Source organism: Microcystis sp. M_OC_Ca_00000000_C217Col (assembly GCF_007095585.1).
Lineage (GTDB): Bacteria > Cyanobacteriota > Cyanobacteriia > Cyanobacteriales > Microcystaceae > Microcystis > Microcystis panniformis.
The window spans coordinates 1-17,101 of record NZ_SFBV01000097.1 but is presented as its reverse complement, the minus strand read 5'-3'; the positions used below and the strand labels follow the sequence as shown (position 1 = coordinate 17,101).

16 protein-coding genes are annotated in these 17,101 nt (G+C 44.4%); 9 read left to right on the top strand and 7 right to left on the bottom strand.

The window, feature by feature from the left end:
* Window positions 1-370: 370 nt before the first annotated feature.
* Window positions 371-553, top strand: coding sequence for a hypothetical protein (locus EWV66_RS05495; protein ID WP_002734024.1), 183 nt, complete (start codon window positions 371-373; stop codon window positions 551-553).
* On the opposite strand, the gene EWV66_RS05490 is transcribed toward EWV66_RS05495, so the two are convergent.
* Window positions 554-832 carry a response regulator gene (locus EWV66_RS05490; protein WP_052277716.1) on the bottom strand — a complete coding sequence of 93 codons (279 nt, stop codon included), beginning with the start codon at window positions 830-832 and terminating at the stop codon, window positions 554-556.
* A 433-nt stretch (window positions 833-1,265) separates the two neighbouring features.
* Here EWV66_RS05490 and EWV66_RS05485 point away from each other — a divergent pair, with 433 nt between their 5' ends.
* Window positions 1,266-1,847, top strand: a complete 582-nt coding sequence (locus EWV66_RS05485; protein WP_052277715.1) for a DUF1997 domain-containing protein — start codon at window positions 1,266-1,268, stop codon at window positions 1,845-1,847.
* Between the two features lie 8 nt (window positions 1,848-1,855).
* The gene (locus EWV66_RS05480; RefSeq protein WP_052277714.1) at window positions 1,856-2,206 is read left to right on the top strand and encodes a Rieske (2Fe-2S) protein; all 351 of its coding nucleotides are present in this window, start codon (window positions 1,856-1,858) and stop codon (window positions 2,204-2,206) included.
* Window positions 2,207-2,521: 315 nt separating this feature from the next.
* Here EWV66_RS05480 and EWV66_RS05475 read toward each other — a convergent pair whose 3' ends face one another.
* The 3 genes from EWV66_RS05475 to EWV66_RS05465 form a co-directional block, all read right to left on the bottom strand.
* The gene (locus EWV66_RS05475; protein ID WP_052277713.1) at window positions 2,522-3,334 is read right to left on the bottom strand and encodes a DUF362 domain-containing protein; all 813 of its coding nucleotides are present in this window, start codon (window positions 3,332-3,334) and stop codon (window positions 2,522-2,524) included.
* Between the two features lie 15 nt (window positions 3,335-3,349).
* Window positions 3,350-4,336 (bottom strand): tRNA dihydrouridine(20/20a) synthase DusA, encoded by a 987-nt coding sequence (gene dusA, locus EWV66_RS05470; protein WP_052278540.1) that lies wholly within the window; start codon window positions 4,334-4,336, stop codon window positions 3,350-3,352.
* A 314-nt stretch (window positions 4,337-4,650) separates the two neighbouring features.
* Window positions 4,651-6,015, bottom strand: coding sequence for a collagen-like protein (locus tag EWV66_RS05465; RefSeq protein WP_287109248.1), 1,365 nt, complete (start codon window positions 6,013-6,015; stop codon window positions 4,651-4,653).
* Window positions 6,016-6,221: 206 nt separating this feature from the next.
* On the opposite strand from EWV66_RS05465, the gene EWV66_RS05460 reads away from it, so the two are divergent.
* Together EWV66_RS05460 and EWV66_RS05455 are read left to right on the top strand one after the other, a co-directional pair.
* A complete protein-coding gene (locus EWV66_RS05460; RefSeq protein ID WP_052277712.1) occupies window positions 6,222-7,511 on the top strand; it encodes a glucose-1-phosphate adenylyltransferase in 1,290 nt (429 codons plus the stop codon).
* A 494-nt stretch (window positions 7,512-8,005) separates the two neighbouring features.
* Window positions 8,006-9,103: a patatin-like phospholipase family protein gene (locus tag EWV66_RS05455; protein ID WP_287109242.1), complete on the top strand. Its 1,098-nt coding sequence runs from the start codon at window positions 8,006-8,008 to the stop codon at window positions 9,101-9,103.
* Window positions 9,104-9,276: 173 nt separating this feature from the next.
* Here EWV66_RS05455 and EWV66_RS05450 read toward each other — a convergent pair whose 3' ends face one another.
* Genes EWV66_RS05450 through EWV66_RS05440 form a run of 3 tightly spaced genes read right to left on the bottom strand, consistent with a single transcriptional unit; the run spans window position 9,277 to window position 11,162 of the window.
* Entirely contained in the window at window positions 9,277-9,795 is a 519-nt protein-coding gene (locus EWV66_RS05450; RefSeq protein WP_052277710.1) for a TolB family protein, read from the bottom strand.
* Window positions 9,792-10,328 carry a TolB family protein gene (locus EWV66_RS05445; protein WP_052277709.1) on the bottom strand — a complete coding sequence of 179 codons (537 nt, stop codon included), beginning with the start codon at window positions 10,326-10,328 and terminating at the stop codon, window positions 9,792-9,794. The genes EWV66_RS05450 and EWV66_RS05445 overlap by 4 nt, the downstream gene beginning before the upstream one ends.
* A 12-nt stretch (window positions 10,329-10,340) precedes the next feature.
* Window positions 10,341-11,162, bottom strand: a complete 822-nt coding sequence (locus EWV66_RS05440; protein ID WP_287109243.1) for a Ycf66 family protein — start codon at window positions 11,160-11,162, stop codon at window positions 10,341-10,343.
* A 902-nt stretch (window positions 11,163-12,064) separates the two neighbouring features.
* Between EWV66_RS05440 and EWV66_RS05435 the strand changes: the two genes are divergently transcribed.
* The 4 genes from EWV66_RS05435 to EWV66_RS05420 all read left to right on the top strand — a co-directional run.
* Window positions 12,065-13,756 carry an iron uptake porin gene (locus EWV66_RS05435; RefSeq protein ID WP_287109244.1) on the top strand — a complete coding sequence of 564 codons (1,692 nt, stop codon included), beginning with the start codon at window positions 12,065-12,067 and terminating at the stop codon, window positions 13,754-13,756.
* A gap of 156 nt (window positions 13,757-13,912) precedes the next feature.
* Window positions 13,913-15,688: a pyruvate kinase gene (gene pyk, locus EWV66_RS05430; protein ID WP_052277706.1), complete on the top strand. Its 1,776-nt coding sequence runs from the start codon at window positions 13,913-13,915 to the stop codon at window positions 15,686-15,688.
* A gap of 222 nt (window positions 15,689-15,910) precedes the next feature.
* Window positions 15,911-16,723 carry a C-phycocyanin alpha-cysteine-84 phycocyanobilin lyase subunit CpcE gene (gene cpcE, locus EWV66_RS05425; RefSeq protein WP_287109246.1) on the top strand — a complete coding sequence of 271 codons (813 nt, stop codon included), beginning with the start codon at window positions 15,911-15,913 and terminating at the stop codon, window positions 16,721-16,723.
* A gap of 54 nt (window positions 16,724-16,777) precedes the next feature.
* Window positions 16,778-17,101, top strand: a 324-nt coding sequence (locus EWV66_RS05420; RefSeq protein ID WP_287109247.1) for a DUF29 domain-containing protein, incomplete at its 3' end; no start/stop codon positions are given.

The following is a 17,101-nucleotide window of genomic DNA, read 5'->3' as shown; positions in this document are numbered from 1 at the left end:
TGGCCATTTTTGTCAATTGTTTTTGATCTAGAGCGAACTAATCAATTAAATCTCTTACCAGATAAGGATTTAGTCGATTTATGCCCCCATATCGAATCATACCAAGTAACGAAGAACCTCAGTTATCAGTTATCAGTTATCAGTTATCAGTTATCAGTTAAGCTGTACTGAATTTAATTGGAAATTTTAGTACAAATGCTCAAACTGCCTCTCCCTGCTCCGCGGCTCCGGCGCTCCCCTGCAATCTTAACGAGTAATTTAGATAGTCAACAGCTTACTGGTGATCACTGGCTGTTCACTGTTCACCGATCACTGTTCACTGATAGGGGCTGACTGAGATATAATCGCAGTCAGTACCAGAGGGTGAATTATGGATAAAACCAGCTTGATCGATAAAGTGAAACAAATGGCTAATAAACGCGATTATTTACTGCAATTGCGCGATAAACCCGACATTGGGGGACTGAGATTAGATGTCAATCAAGCTCTTGAGGAGTTGGATGAATTACTCGATGAGTTTCAAGCAACTTTTCCTGAAGAAAAACTTAGTTAACTATCCGACTCGACGGAATTGAGATTTGTCCGATTGTGCTAATTTTCCCAAGTCATCGATCGCTTTGATCAGATCTTGGGAAGATATATCTTTAGAGCAGTATAGGTCAAAGACTGTACTTTGATTATTTTTTTCCATTGGAAGCTTTGCCAAGGAACTATAGGCGATAATGCGAATATAAGGGTAGAATTGTTTGATCTGAATAGCGGCGCTCTGTCCATTTAAGACAGGCATCCCTATATCTAAAATAATTACATCCGGTTGACAACTTTTCGCCAAGTCGATCGCCTATTGACCATTAACCGCAATTCCCACCACCTAACAATGCTGCTGCTGGGAAATTAAAATCTTGAGTCCTAAACGAGTTAGGTCATGATCGTCAGCAATTAAGACTTTAATTGACTCTCTCGTCCTCATTATAATCATTTTCCTTTCCCTAGAGGTCTCACTTGTTATCATTGTAGAGGCTGTTAGTCTTTTTGACTTCACTTCACGACACTTCCCATCACCCCCGCAACGCACACGAAGTGGTCTCCCTTCTCCCCACTCTTGACTTAAAACCCCCCACTGATCACTGAAAAAAGCCCAACTTTGGGCAAAAATCTGGTTTGTGTCCCCTCTTAGCGGTAAAATTTCTACATCTGGACCGTCGAAAAGTATAAGTTTTGTAAAGTAAAATTAAGAAGGGAGACAAATTTAAGATAACCAACGTATGGAAGTAACTTTTACCGCTGCCGAATCCCTAGAAATTGTTGTTGCTGAACAAACCATACCGATTCAGCATTATCTGCGTCAACCGCAAAGATTAGTACAGGCTATCGTTGAGACTAGCTTAACGGAACACTTGTCTGAGCATCGGTTTCGCCTGAAAATGCGTCCCCTAAACTTTTTGAATTTGTACTATTTTCAGCCCACGGTTATCCTCAATGTCTGGGCCACCTCTGGGGGGACGATATTTTTGCAATCAGAAGACTGTCAGATCAAAGGTATTGATTATATCAACGATCGCTTTAGCCTCAATGTTAAAGGCAAACTCGCTCCTGTGGAAAAAAATAATCAAACCTATCTAGCGGGAAAAGCCAATCTTGAGGTGAAAGTCGCTCTACCACCACCATTATGGTTAACCCCGCGTCCGTTATTAGAAATCACTGGCAATAGTCTCTTAAAAGGGGTTTTATTGCGGATTAAACAGCGTTTAATGAGTCAATTGTTGCAAGATTACCAACAATGGGCTAAACAGGACATTATTGCCCAAAATTACCCCGAAACCATTCTTGATCTCTCCCTTAGTTAAATAAAAATATGAGTTGGACAAAAGTATTATCTGTAGATTCCCTTGCCCCCGGCGCCCGTCAAGTGGTAAAAGTGGGGGAAAATTCCATTCTCTTGATTAACAATAACGGTCAATTCCACGCCGTCGGCAACCGTTGTCCCCATTTAAAATTATCGATGACGAAAGGTAAAATTAGCGAGGACGGCGCGATCGTTTGTCCCTGGCATCGTAGTTCTTTTGATCTCTGTAGCGGTGCTGTCAAAGACTGGATTACCTGGCCCCCTGTGGTTAACAAAGCGATGGCGGCAGTTTCTCAACCCCAAGCTTTACCCGTTTATCCCCTTCGCATCGAAGACGGCAGCATCTGGATAGACGCATAACCGCTCACCGAGGGGGGTTTTTGGGCAACCTAAAGAGCAGTTCACTCGACAATGGGTTAATCTCGGAGAATGCCAAACCCTACCTCGCTCGCTTCCGTAAAAACCCAGTTATGGACTGTTCCCCTCCCCCGCTCCTAGGGTTGATTCCAGGTAGGGTTGATTCATGAATCAACCCTACCCCGCTCCGGTGATCCCCACTCTCCTGTATATTTTTTAAACAGGATTGCGCGAGGTCATTCTGTTATTCTGACTTCCCCTCCTGACTCCTGACGACCGACTCCTGACTCCTAACCCCACCAAGAAACTTTTTTAACCCTAATTGGTTCCGTTTAAAAGTTGAGAACGAAGCAAATCGATCGCATCTAAATAACTTGGCATCGGTTCATCACCTAACAGACAAGCACTGCGATCCACGCTAATCATATCATCACCCCAAAACACCTGACCCAGGGGAATAGATTTTCCTCGATCGGGTCGCCAATTACTACTAAAATATTTGAGATTAGCGTCCACCACTGCCCCATCAAAAAGATGACCGATACAAAAATAAACATCCTGTAAAATTAGCGGTACGGAGGGGCGATGTAATTGCCCCCGCGAGTTGGGACTACGGGCCTGATAATGACTACGGGGAAAGAGTCCATAGAGATTTTTTAAAGAAGCAGAAATCAAGGGTTTATCCTTTAAATGGGTGCGTTTTAGGGTTCCAATCGTGATCCGACAATCCACTTCTTCGATAATTTTAGGGGCAAACATCGAGGGAAACCGGACAGGAAAAGGGGAAAGATTCGGATATTCTTGCTGGGTTAAACTATCAGCATCAAGAATATTTATTCCAGGATCGAGAATAGATTTTACACCCAAAATATCGATAATTTCTCTTAAAGAAATAGCCGAACAAACACCCTCTAATAAGATAATTTCTGCCCCTGGATTTACCCCTCTTAATCCCCGCAAAACTTGACTTAATACCGGCAGACTAACCGTTACCGGTGGAGGCACAGGATAACCTAAATTAGGTTTAATTAAAATACGTTTAGCTGTGATAGCTGCCGGGGGAGGTTGATAAACAAAATCCGCCATAGCTGAATTTTTTACCCCGGCAGTAATTGAGGATTGGGTAATCATAGAAAAGAAAATAAATCAATGGGAACTAGCCAGATCATTTAGGGAGTTTACCTGCTGTAAAGCTTGCCAGATTACCCCGGAATCGGCCCCAGGAAAATGGCTATTTTCACTAATATAACGCTTCCAGGCCTTAGTTCCGGGCTGACCGGCAAAAAGCTGTAAAAGATGTTTGCTGATCTGGTGTAATTTATAACCTTTACTCACCCACTCATCGATGTAGGGAAGCATTTTTTTGATTACTTCTTCCCGGGTAGGAGGAGTAACCGATTCCCCATAAAAATCTCGATCGACTGTGGCAAATAAATAGGGATTATCGTAGGCTGCCCGACCGATCATAACTGCATCTACTAATTGTAAATGTTGTCTAGCCTGTTCTAAATTAATGATACCGCCATTAATTTCAATAAACAAATGGGGAAACTGATTTTTTAGGCGATAAACATCATCGTAACGTAGGGGGGGAACGGTGCGATTTTCCTTGGGACTTAATCCCTGTAACCAAGCTTTCCGCGCATGGATGGTAAAACGTTGACAACCCGCATCCGCAACAATACGGACAAAATTGGCCATATTTTCGTAACTATCCTGATCATCAATGCCAATTCTCTGTTTTACAGTCACGGGAATCGATACAGCTTGATTCATTGCCGATATTCCCCTAGCGACTAATTCCGGGTTAGCCATCAAACAAGCGCCGAAATTGCCCTCTTTTACCCTAGAACTGGGACAACCCACATTGAGATTTACCTCGTCATAACCCATATCTTCGGCTATTTTGGCACATTCTGCCAAAAGATAGGGATTATCACCTCCTAACTGCAAAGCTAGAGGTTTTTCTGCTAGGGAGAACCCCAGCAACTTATAGCGATCGCCGTGTTTGATCGCCATCGTCGTGATCATTTCCGTGTAGAGAAGGGGACGACGGCTAATTTGTCGCAAAAAATAGCGAAAATGGCGATCGGTATAATCCATCATCGGCGCCACACTTAAAATACTGCCCATTTTCCCCTTGATTTTTTCGCTGATCGGGACATTCTCTGGTGAACCCCAGAGAATAACCAGTCTTCCTCTCAACATATTTTAAAGCTTTTTGGTAAGTAGGTAGGCGTTAAAAATTATCAGACACCACCCTTATCAAGGGGGGACTAAGGGTAGGGTTGATTCATGAATCAACCCTACTATGAATCAACCCTAGGACTAAGGGGGGATCGAACCTAAAATCTATTTTTAATTTAATTATAACCAGCTACTTAAGTTGACTATCTAAATTACTGGTTAACACTGCACCGGAGAAAGGAGAAGGGGACTTTTTTGACTTATCTCCGCAGGATATTTGATCCTTTAATCGTGTCGCGGATGACGATTTTTTGTTCTTTGGAATAACCAGCAAAAGAACGAGTAGCAAGTAACTCGATTTCTACCCCAGTACCCGATCGCAAAGATTCCACAGGTAAGGGTAATTGACCGATATCCAGAATAAATTGATTGCCGTCCTGTCGGACTAAATTAGCAGGCATATCTCCTTCATAGCGAGTGACAAAATCAGTTCTGGGACTGGTTTGCAGGTCGTCTGCTTGCCAACGGGTGATGCGATAACGCAGTTTAAATTTAGTGCCAATTAAATTCGATTGGGAAGCTTTATCTTCGAGAAAAAGCCTTAAATCAGTACCATTTCCTGTAATACCTTTTGCTTCTAATTGGGTGACATCTCGTTCAAAAACAGCATTGTAAACGACAAATTCCGTAACATTATTGCGTTTTTGAGTGGTTCCCTCGATCCAGAGTTCACTGGGGACAGTTACCTTCATTTCCTTTTGATCATCGAGGGTTAAAGTAAAACGCTGATTAGCAAACCGGTTAAACTCTTGGGGCGCATTCCAAATTAAAATAAAAGAACGTTCCGATCGATCTAATAAAATCCGATATTGATCATCGATCAGGGAACCGGGGGAAAATAAAGACACTGCCCCAGTGCGAGTTTCCCAACTATTTTTAGAGAGAATATAACCCCGTTCTTTTAACTCCGACAGGGGAACAGTTGCGCTCGGTTGATCGGCAGTTAAAGGGCGATCGATTTGAATTAAAGTTAACTGTCCTAAACGTCCCCCGCGACCGTTACGACCACTATTACCCGTCGCCCCATCGAGACCATCCTGACAGCTAAATTCTCTGGTGGTACAGCTATAATTGGCATCACCCGGCCTACCGCTGCAGGTTTGAATTGTCCAGAAAGGTTGGGAACAGCGACAACCCTTGCCCCCCTGGCCTCCTTGACCCCCAAAACCCCCGGCGCCTCCGGCCGCATTGACCGTTACTTGTCTTAAAAAATCTAAATTAGTGGCATAGAGGGTTAAAGCGCCGCCATTGCCCCCATCACCCCCATCACCCCCATTGCCACCGTTACCACCACCGGCCGCCTGAAGATTTCGTGTTACGTTGCTAGGTTGACCGCTACAGTTGCCATCGCTGCCATTGCTGCCATTTTCACCATCGACCCCTTTTTGTCCTGAAATATCGAGTTTTAGGGGAGAACCATCGAGAAAAAGGGTTAAACTGTCACTATTTTTGCCTTGGCCGCCGACCTTGCCAGCTTTCCCGCTTTGGCCTTGTTTACCGAAAGTCTGTACATCGGAACCTTGGGCTAACCAAGAACAGCGATTGCCCGTCACCGTGGCGGGCATTAGGTAAGGTAAAGGAAGAAAAAAGGTGAATATTAATGATTTAGCCCAGAAATTCATGATTTTAGCGAATTTATCCGCAAAGACTCCCATCGATTCCCTCTTGATGACTTTTAGATCTAGATTTTTGTTTCCCCTCTATCAATAAGGTGCGCTATCATCCTACACTTACTTTGAGAAGGAAACAGCCAATCGCGAGGGTTACGCGCGTGAAAAAAGTATTAGCTATTATTTTGGGTGGCGGGGCTGGAACTCGCCTTTATCCGTTAACGAAACTGCGGGCAAAACCCGCCGTCCCCCTAGCGGGAAAATATCGCTTAATCGATATTCCCGTCAGCAATTGTATTAACTCCCAGATTGACAAAATCTATGTGTTGACGCAATTTAATTCCGCTTCCCTCAATCGTCACCTCAATCGTACCTATAATTTTACGGGTTTTAGTGATGGTTTCGTGGAAGTTTTGGCGGCTCAACAAACCATGGAGAATCCTCAATGGTTCCAAGGCACAGCCGACGCAGTACGACAATATATCTGGACGATGAAGGATTGGGATATCGATGAATATCTCATTCTCTCGGGAGATCATCTCTATCGCATGGACTACAGCAAGTTCATCGAACGTCATCGGGAAACTAACGCCGATATCACTTTATCGGTGGTTCCCATCGATGAACGTCGGGCCTCCGCTTTTGGGGTGATGAAAATTAATGATTCGGGGCGAATTGTCGATTTTTATGAGAAACCCAAAGGGGCAGAATTGGAAAGAATGCGGGTAGATACGACGATTTTAGGCTTAAGTCCCGACCAAGCTCGTCAAAGTCCCTACATCGCTTCCATGGGAATTTATGTCTTTAAAAAGAATGTTTTAATCGATCTGCTCGATGCCAATAAAGAACAGACCGATTTCGGTAAGGAAATTATTCCCTCGGCCGCTAAAGACTACAATCTTCAGGCTTATTTATTTAAAGGTTACTGGGAAGATATCGGCACGATTGAAGCCTTTTATGAGTCTAATCTCGCCCTGACTCAACAACCCAATCCCGCCTTTAGTTTCTACGACGAAAAAGCCCCCATCTATACCCGTTCTCGCTATCTGCCACCGACAAAAATGCTCAATTGTACGGTGACAGAATCGATGATTTCTGAAGGTTGTATTCTCAAAGAATCTCGCATCCATCACTCGATTTTAGGTATTCGTAGTCGAGTCGGCAAAGACTGCACGATCGAGGATACAATGCTGATGGGAGCCGACTTTTATGAGTCTTTCCCCGAACGGGAAAGTCTGATCGGAAATGCCAAAGTTCCCGTGGGTATCGGTCCCGGTTCCACTATTCGTCGGGCAATTGTGGACAAAAATGCTCGCATTGGTTCCAATGTTTTAATTGTTAACAAAGATCGTGTGGAAGAAGCTAATCGCGAAGATTTAGGTTTCTATGTTCGCAGCGGCATCGTGGTTATTTTCAAAAATGCCACTATTCCCGACGGGACGGTAATTTAATCTATCAGTTATCAGAGTTATCAGTTATCAGTTATCAGTTATCAGTTATCAGTTATCAGTTATCAGTTATCAGTTATCAGTTATCAGTTATCAGTTATCAGTTATCAGTTATCAGTTATCAGTTATCAGTTATCCGATTAATTAGCCATTGTTCTAGTTATTATCACCTTGTTCTGGCTGATGGCTTCAGCTAATTACCTAGAAAATTCCCTTGAAACCCTGTTCTTTTCTAGAAGTGATAGCAACATCTCCCGAGCCGCTCTATGAAAATCAGAAAATTTTCTATATTTTTGCATCCGATTCTAAGTTTTCAATTAACCTTAAATTAAAGCCCTAAGTAGGTGGGTGGAATTAAATATAAGATGAACGTAGGTTGGGTTGAAGCATGAAACCCAACGCCCGCATAGTTTACGCTACCGCTAACCCATCCTACAAATAATTGTGCCTCCCTACTTAGGACTTAGATAGAAGCCATTCAGGAGATAAGGATATTTATGAAAGCCAAAATCGCGATCGCTTGTCAGGGAGGCGGCAGTCAAACTGCTTTTACTGCCGGTGCATTAAAAGCATTATTTGACAATAAAGTGCAAGATTACTTTAATATTGTCAGTCTCAGTGGTACTTCTGGCGGTGCTATCTGTGCATTTTTCACCTGGTATGCTCTCAAAAAAGGTGATAGCGTCGTTTGGAAAAGAATGATTGATTTTTGGGAAGATAATAGCGCTCGAACTCCCCAAGAACAACTATTTAATGACTCAGCTATTAAAGCTCTAGAATTGGCCAGCAAAGGATTAATTCCCCAGTATAATCTCAGTCCTTCCTCTCCGATTACTAAAACCTTATTTTCTATAGCTACCTATGGTTTACGCAGTCGCTTTACCAACTTTGATCAGTTACTAAGAGCGCATATTGACTTCTCGGAATTAGCCACTTGGGGAGCTAAACCAGAACCACCAATTTTATTAATGGGGGCCTGTAATATCCTGACAGGAAAATTAAGTAAATTTAACTCGCGCCAGGAAGCAGTTAAAATTGAACATATCCTAGCTTCTGCTTGTGTTCCTAACATTTTTCCTGCTGTCACCATTGAAACTATGGCCTACTGGGATGGACTATTTTCTGATAATCCCCCCATCCGTTCTTTAATTCGCCGTGAATTTGTTGGAATCGAAAATATTCCCGATGAAATTTGGGTAATTAAAATTAATCCCACCTCCAGAGATAAGATCCCCGTGCAATCCGATGATATTGCTGATCGCCGTAATGAATTAGAAGGCAATGTTTCCCTATTTCAAGGTCTCGATCAGATTGACTTTCTCAATCAATTATTTCTCAAAGGAGCCTTTAAAGAGGAATTTTTGAGCGAGATCGGATTAACAGAACCATTAAAAATTCCTAAATCTTTCCCAGAAGATCTCGATCAGAATTATCATATTCCTATGATCGAAATGTCGGCGGAATTAGCCAATAGTCTCAACTATGAAAGTAAACTCGATCGCTCTCCTGCCAATATCCAGCGTCTGATTGCTGACGGGGAAAAACAGGGAAAACAATTTCTAGAACATCGACTAAAAGCTATGGGTTTAAGATAATTTTTGATGGCTCAAAAACGGCAAAAATAAGGATTAAATGGCATAAAATCTGTCAATAGACCATTTAATTGATTATTATGCATTCTTAATTCTCCTGACTACGGACTACTGGCTACTGGCTACTGACTCCTAACCCTAACAACAATTTTTTATTTTTATAAGAGGTCTAATGATCACTGATTTTCATTGACTAATACCCGTCCGGATAGATCGTAAATCATAATATCCCATTGCCCATTTTTTGCCGCTTCAAAAGCCACTTTAGAACCATCGGCACTGATGATCGGATTGCGTACTTCTGCGAGGAGATCGGGAGCAATTTCCCTTCTCTGTTCAGTTTGTCGATCGTACAGATAAATAGTCGTTTTTCCCTGACGACTAGCAGTAAAAACGATATAACGACCATCTTCACTAATGGAAGGACTAGAAGCGATCTGATCGAGAGAATTTAGGCCGGGTAAAGGCAGTAAACGGCGATCAATAGCATCAAAAAGATAGATAGCTTGGGAACCATTGCGATCGGAAGCAAAAACGAGATAGCGAGAGGCAAGATAGGGAGTTAATTCACTAGCAGCACTATTTAAACTTCTCCCCCCTCGATCGAAAGGAAAAGACAATAAACTGGGATAACCCGCACATCCAGTTAACAAACTAATTACAGCAACAAGACTAATAAAAAAATGACGTTTCACGGTTTGGGACTTTCAACGGGACTGCCATCGGCAATATCTAACTCGATATTCGGACCGCGATCGAGAACCTCCACATCCCATTGTCCCCGACGAGCGGACTCAAAGACAAGATAACGACCATCGGGACTAAGACGGGGATTTCGCAACCAACCGCGATAATTTTGACTCAATAACTCAGAGCGATCGGTAATGCGATCATATAAAGCGATGACGGGACGACCTTCAATAATCACCACATAAGCCAGATAACGCCCCGTTTGGCTTAAACTAGGGCTATCGGTAATTTCTTGACCCGTATATAGTCCCCCTAAGGCCTGGTATTGTTTTGTCTGCAAATCATACAGCAGTATCTGATTACTACCGCGACGATTAGACAGCAAAGCCAGCCAACGACCATCACCGCTCAGGGCAGGTTTTTCGTCATTATAGCGACTATTGAGGGTTCCTGTAGATAAACCGGGGTTATTGAGATTACAACCGCCTATAACCCCTAAAAACAAGCAGATAAACAGGAAAAAGGGAGCTTTGGTCATTGGACCTACTCCTTAATAATCAAACCTAGTCGGATGATCATTACTCGACTCCCGTTCACTATTATCCGGTCTCTGCCAATCTTCTCGATCGCTCGTATCGCTAGGATCGATCGGTTGATAATCGACGTATTCCCCTTTAAATGGCGGATCATCCTCAATTATTGGGCGAGTACGACGTTTTTGGCTAGTGCGGGGTGGTTTACTGCTCGTCTCTTCACTAGCGGGACGACGACGGGGACGGGAACTGGTTTCTTCCCAATCATCACCGCTACGGCGCTGATCATAAACATCTCGATCGCTAGTGGGGGAACTATTGCGGGGACGACGATTACTGGTTTTGCGATTGCTAGTATCGGCCGGCCGACGGGTACGGGTGCTACGGGGTTCCTCATCCTGATAACTAGAAGTAGAAGTGCGCGAAGAGCGGGGATCCTCGTAACCGCGTAAACGGGGATTATCTTCGTAACGTTCCTCTGGTTCGTAGGTGTCGAGGGGTTCCAATTCGGCCCGATATTCCCGACTCACAGGACGTTCATCCACAAAAGACGTGCCGCGGCGGGCCTGTTCCGTGGTTAAACCCCTTAGTTTTACCGTCTCGAAGGCAAAAAACACCGCTGCCCCAGTCAGCAAAAATTGTCCGAATTGCAAAATCGGATCCAGTCGCCACCCTTGAAAAAGTAGAATTAAACCGCACAGTAAACCAACGGCGGCAAAAAATATATCATGATCCCTGGAAAGTTCTGGCCGCACCGAGCGCAGGAAGTATAACCCGGCTCCGGCCACTGCCAGAAAAATTCCCAAGATACTGGCCGAATTCAGCCCAAAATTGACCATCTTTATCTCCCTTCTCGGTGCTTAAATTCAAGAATCGAGTCTTTATCTATAGCGGTGAGCTATTAGCCGTCAGCTTTCAGCAGCAATCTTGCTGTTTTTAACTTCTAGAGTCGAGCTATATTCTAACCCCATCTATCATCCTCGATTCTAACTTACTCGATCGAGCCTAGTTTAAACAACTAAGTAGCTGGTTACAATTAAATTGAAGATAGATTTTGTCTTTGATCCCCCCTGCCCCCCTTGATAAGGGGGGTGCCGATAGGCGGGGGGATCTGACAGTTTTTAACACCTACCTACTTATTTTTAGGGAGGTGGGGAGATTTTATCAGTGATCAGTGAACAGTAATCAGCTACTGAAGGCAAGAGGCAACAGGCAAGAGGCAAAAGACAGAATCTGACAATTCTTCTACCCAAAAAGAAGGTTAGAAACTAAGCACATCAAAGCTTTTAGCTTAACTAATTAGGTCTTAGATTCGTCCCTCGTGAACTGAAAACTCACATCTGATCACTGATAACTGATCACTGATAACTGAAAAGGCTGAGATTTTAATAAAATCTTTAGGTTTTGCCTATTGACAGGATTGACTAAATGTGCTAGAAGGGTTTCGGGCATTTTAACCTGATTTCTTGATCACTTTTTAGCGATCGCTATCGTTGGGAAGTTAATCGCCAAAAGTCTGAAACGACCAATTTTTATCGATGCACATCATGGTTAATTTGTCAAGTGCGTAGGTTCTAATTTTAATAAGAGCAGACAGAAATTTTTCTGTCATATCATAAAATTAACTTAACCCAGCCAAGGGGGAATTAGCATAGAATATCAGTATAATTCAGGCTAAATATATAGTCTGTTTGTATTCATAGTCCATTCAATCCATAGAGTAAGGTGTGAGGATTGACCCATGTCAAAACTATTCAAGAATTTAGTCAAGGTAACTCCTTTAGTATTAGGGGCTTCCGTGGCGGCGGCTGGCAGCGCAGTGGCTCAAACTATGCCGGGGACACCTCAACTGAAAATTGATCCGGCTGCGCAACAACAACTCGATCGCATTCAACGCGCCCAAAATAGTCAGCAGATTAATACGGGTGTTTATCAGGGTTCCATGTCCCAGGTGACTAGCGTTAACCAACTGCGGGACGTATCTCCCACCGCTTGGGCCTACGAGGCATTAAGAAGTCTTGTGGAACGTTACGGTTGTATCGTGGGTTTTCCCGACCGTACCTTCCGCGGTGATCGCGCCACCACTCGTTGGGAATTTGCCGCAGGTTTAAACGCTTGTTTAAACGTCATGGAACGTTTAATTCAAGATGGTGTCGGGGTACTCAGAGAAGATATCGATAAATTAAAACGTCTTGTTCAAGAATTTGAAACCGAACTAGCGGCTTTAGGAGCTAGAGTGGATAACCTTGAACAGCGCGTTGCTTTCTTGGAAAACAATCAATTTTCCACCACCACCAAACTCAGAGGTGAGGTGATATTCAGTATCGCCGATAGCTGGGGTGGTCAAGCTTCCATTAGAAATACCGACGGTACGGTGACTGAGGGCAGCAATCAAGATGAAACTCAAACAGTATTTAATAATCGGGTTCGTCTCAACTTTGAAACCAGTTTCACCGGTAAAGATTTGTTAAGAACCCGTTTACAAGCAGGTAACTTTAACAATACCTTCAACCAAAACGGTCCGACGAGAACCAACATGACCCGTCTAGCATACGATGATGGTCGTGACAACGATGTCACCATCGATGACTTGTTCTACCGCGCTCCCATCGGTACTCCCTTCGGTAACATCACCGTTTGGGTTGGTGCTAACCAGTTAAACCTAGATGACGTTTTTATTACGGCTAACCCCTTCCTCGCCGATAGCGGTACAGGTGCTTTATCTCGCGGTCAACGCTACAATAACATCGTTTTCCGTGGTCCTTCCGGTGTTGGTGCGGCGGTCAGATTTAATATCGGGGATGTTTTCCAAGTCACAGGAACCTACCTAGCTGAGGGTGGGACTAATGGTGCCAGCAATCCTAACCCGGGTAGCGGTTTATTTAACGGTTCCTACAGTGCGGGTGCTCAGGTTGGTTTCTCCTTCATCAAATTTGCCGATATTAACTTCGTCTATGTTCGCAGTTATCAAACTGCGGCTAGTATGAGTTCTGGTTTATTCGGTAACGTCAGCAGCCCTCTGACTGAGCGTCCCTTCGGTAACGTTGCTACTGTAGCTGACCGTTTCGGTCTTCAAGCGAGCGCCCAGGTTATCCCGGGAGTCTTAAATCTAGGGGCATGGGGGGGTTATGCCAATGCCTCGGCCACTGGTGTTAATAATGCGATCGGAGACAATAACACTGGTATCTGGTCTTGGAACCTTAATCTTTCCGTCCTCGACCTCTTTGCCGAAGGTGCGGCCTTCTCTTTAGGTGGTGGTCAAGTACCCCGTTCCGATAAAGAAAGCAGCACCTCTTACATGGTAGAAGCTCAGTATAAGTTCCCAGTCACCAAAAACATCCTGATTACCCCCGGTGCCTATGCGGTCTTCAACGCTAACAACGATGGTAACTCCATTGTGGTCGGTGTCATCCGGACAACTTTCCGTTTCTAAGCTAAGTTGATTGATTAAACAATCTAAAACGGTGGGATTTGTAGATCTCACCGTTTTTTTACTTTTAACTTTTCACTGGATATAACCATTTATGAGAAGATGAGCGAAGCGTACCAAACGCTGCTATATTTACTTCGCCCATTTAGTTGCTTATCTATGCACTCTCTGTCTTTCCCCCGTCGCACTAAAATTGTGGCCACGATTGGCCCAGCCTCGCAAAATAAGGAAACATTACGTCAGATGATCAAGGCGGGGGCGACGACATTTAGATTAAACTTTTCCCATGGCGATCACGATTACCATCGTCACAGCATTAACTTGATCCGTCAGTTAGCCTTTGAACTCAATCAACCGATTGGCATCCTTCAGGATCTACAGGGACCAAAAATTCGTTTAGGTAAATTTGCCTGTGGGTCGATTACCCTGAAACCGGGGGAACATTTTATCCTTACTTCTAGGGATGTGGAATGTAATCAGGAAATCAGTTCCATTAGCTATCCCTCGCTGGCCCAAGAAGTCCCAGAAGGTTCGAGAATTCTCCTCGATGATGGTAAAGTCGAAATGCGGGTGGAATCGGTGGATCGTTTGAAAGGTGATCTTTCCTGTCGCGTAGTGGTTGGGGGTGTCTTATCCAGTAATAAAGGGGTAAATTTTCCCAACGTCTATCTGTCGGTGAAAGCTTTAACCGATAAGGACAAAAAAGATTTAATGTTCGGACTGCTGTGGGATGTGGATTGGATCGCCCTTAGTTTTGTGCGTAATCCCCAAGATATCCTCGAAATTAAAGAATTAATCGCCAGTGCGGGTAAATCTATCCCCGTAATCGCTAAAATTGAAAAACACGAAGCGATCGAGGAAATGGAGGCAATTTTATCCCTCTGTGATGGTGTTATGGTGGCTAGGGGAGATTTAGGAGTAGAATTACCCGCCGAAGACGTGCCAATCCTGCAAAAACGCCTGATTAACACCGCTAATCAGCTAGGTATCCCGATTATTACCGCCACTCAAATGCTTGACAGTATGGCCAGTAATCCTCGTCCCACCCGCGCCGAGGTTTCGGACGTGGCTAATGCGATTTTAGATGGCACTGATGCGGTCATGCTTTCCAATGAAACGGCTGTGGGTCATTATCCCATCGAAGCGGTGGCAACCATGGCCCGCATTGCCGAAAGGATCGAACGGGAACAGATCAATAGTGCCGCTCGCTCTAACAATAAACAATCGATTCCTAACGCTATTTCCTCGGCAGTTAGTCAAATTGCCGAACAATTGGGGGCAGCGGCAATTATTACCCTGACAAAAACCGGCTCTACTGCCCGTAATGTCTCGCGATTTCGCCCAAAAACCCCGATTTTAGCCGTTACTCCCCATCGGGAAGTGGCACAGCAGTTACAGCTAGTTTGGGGCGTAAAACCGATGTTATTGCTCGATTTACCCTCCACCAGCCAAACTTTTCAAGTGGCGATGAATCTTGCCCAGGAAAATAACCTCCTAGCGGATGGTGACTTAGTGGTGATGACGGCGGGAACTCTGCAAGGGGTGGCCGGTTCCACGGATTTAATTAAGGTGGAAGTGGTAAAATCCCTTTTGGGCAAGGGTACGGGTATCGGCCAGGGTGTGGCTAGTGGCCGGGCGCGAGTAGCCCATAATGCCCGAGAAGTGGGTAGTTTTAGTAGTGGGGAGATTTTAGTCGTTCCCACCACCAGCGCCGAATATGTGGATATGATGCGGAAAGCTGGCGGAATTATCACCGAAGATAATGCGATGAACAATCACGCCGCTACTATCGGTTTAAAATTGGGTATTCCTGTGATTGTCGGGGTTAAAGATGCCACGAAAATTATCCGCGAAGGGGTGATCATTAGTCTCGATGCTCAACGGGGTTTAATTTATTCTGGTATTGGCAATGGCGCGGCAACTATGAAAAACTGAGTCGGTCGTCAGTATTCTCCGAGACAGGAGTCAGGAGACAGGAGTAAGGAGTAAGGAGACAGGAGACAGGAGGCAGCTTTTATTTATTCTCCCCACTTCCCCACTTCCCCACTTCCCCACTTCCCCACTTCCCCACTTCCCCACTTCCCCACTTCCCCACACCCCACACCCCACACCCCACACCCCACACCCCACTTCCCCTACACCCATTTTCACTTGTCTATGAGCGATTCTTACTCTGCTGCCGTCGATAATCCGGCCTATACTGTTGAACAAGCGATCGCTAATATCCAGCAAAGAGAAGACCTAGGAGCGCGTTATTATGCTGCTTGGTGGTTGGGTAGATTTCGTGTTCGTCAACCGGAGGCGATTTCGGCCTTAATTGCCGCTTTAGAAGACGAAAGCGATCGCACTCCCGACGGCGGTTATCCCCTGCGACGCAACGCTGCCAGCGCTTTAGGGAAATTAGATGATCTCAGTTGTGTTCCCGCCTTGATTGCCTGTCTCGACTGCGAGGATTATTATGTGCGTGAATCGGCGGCCCAAGCATTGGAAATGCTTCAGGATCGAAGCGCGATCGCACCTTTAAAGAAACTATTAGAGGGTGGCATCGAAGTGGCCGTTTTAGTGGCGGGAAAACCCCATTTAGTCCAACCCTACGAGGCGATTATCGAAGCTTTGGGAACCCTGCAAGCGACGGCAGCGATTCCCCTGATCGAACCGTTTTTAAAGCATTTCGTCGAAAAAGTGCGTTATGCGGCTGCTCGCGCCCTCTATCAACTCACAGCTAACCCCCACTATGGCGATATTCTGATTAAGGCCTTGCAAGGGGAAGAATTACAGCTGCGTCGTTCTGCTTTAATGGATTTAGGCGCTACGGGTTATCTGCGGGCTGCCCCTGCGATCGCTAATACTTTGGCGGAAAATAGTCTGAAACTGGTTGCTCTCAAGGAACTTTTAGAAAACCATCTGAAAACCAATTCTAGTCACGAAAATATCTCCGAAATTCTCACTTTAATGGATGGTTTATTGTAATCAATAATTGGTTATTTTTTATCTAAATTCAAACCGATAAAATTCAGAGGTTTTATGATAATTGAAACTGATTATGTTGGCTGGCTGAACGAAACAATCACTCTTTTAAAACAAAAAAACTTTGATAAAGTTGACTGGGAAAACTTGATCGAGGAGATAGAAAGTTTGGGCAGAAGTCAAAAACGTGAACTCCGCAACCGGTTAACGACCATCTTAGAACAATGCCTCAAACTTTGCTATACTGATTACGTTGAGGATTATCGAGGTTGGCAAGAAACTATTAGGCGCAGTCAACGGGAACTAGAAGAACTTTTGAGCGATTCTCCTAGTTTAAAACCCTACTGGGAGCAAGTATTTTTAGATTGCTATGCCACGGCT

Bases quoted from the DNA above. Each gene is read 5' to 3' on its own strand.
- dusA (WP_052278540.1), bottom strand. From the start codon at position 4,336: ATGGGCAGTATTTTAAGTGTGGCGCCGATGATGGATTATACCGATCGC.
- EWV66_RS05455 (WP_287109242.1), top strand. From the start codon at position 8,006: ATGAAAGCCAAAATCGCGATCGCTTGTCAGGGAGGCGGCAGTCAAACT.
- EWV66_RS05440 (WP_287109243.1), bottom strand. From the start codon at position 11,162: ATGGTCAATTTTGGGCTGAATTCGGCCAGTATCTTGGGAATTTTTCTG.
- EWV66_RS05445 (WP_052277709.1), bottom strand. From the start codon at position 10,328: ATGACCAAAGCTCCCTTTTTCCTGTTTATCTGCTTGTTTTTAGGGGTT.
- EWV66_RS05435 (WP_287109244.1), top strand. From the start codon at position 12,065: ATGTCAAAACTATTCAAGAATTTAGTCAAGGTAACTCCTTTAGTATTA.
- EWV66_RS05465 (WP_287109248.1), bottom strand. From the start codon at position 6,015: ATGCCCGCCACGGTGACGGGCAATCGCTGTTCTTGGTTAGCCCAAGGT.
- pyk (WP_052277706.1), top strand. From the start codon at position 13,913: ATGCACTCTCTGTCTTTCCCCCGTCGCACTAAAATTGTGGCCACGATT.
- EWV66_RS05480 (WP_052277714.1), top strand. From the start codon at position 1,856: ATGAGTTGGACAAAAGTATTATCTGTAGATTCCCTTGCCCCCGGCGCC.
- cpcE (WP_287109246.1), top strand. From the start codon at position 15,911: ATGAGCGATTCTTACTCTGCTGCCGTCGATAATCCGGCCTATACTGTT.
- EWV66_RS05475 (WP_052277713.1), bottom strand. From the start codon at position 3,334: ATGATTACCCAATCCTCAATTACTGCCGGGGTAAAAAATTCAGCTATG.
- EWV66_RS05495 (WP_002734024.1), top strand. From the start codon at position 371: ATGGATAAAACCAGCTTGATCGATAAAGTGAAACAAATGGCTAATAAA.
- EWV66_RS05485 (WP_052277715.1), top strand. From the start codon at position 1,266: ATGGAAGTAACTTTTACCGCTGCCGAATCCCTAGAAATTGTTGTTGCT.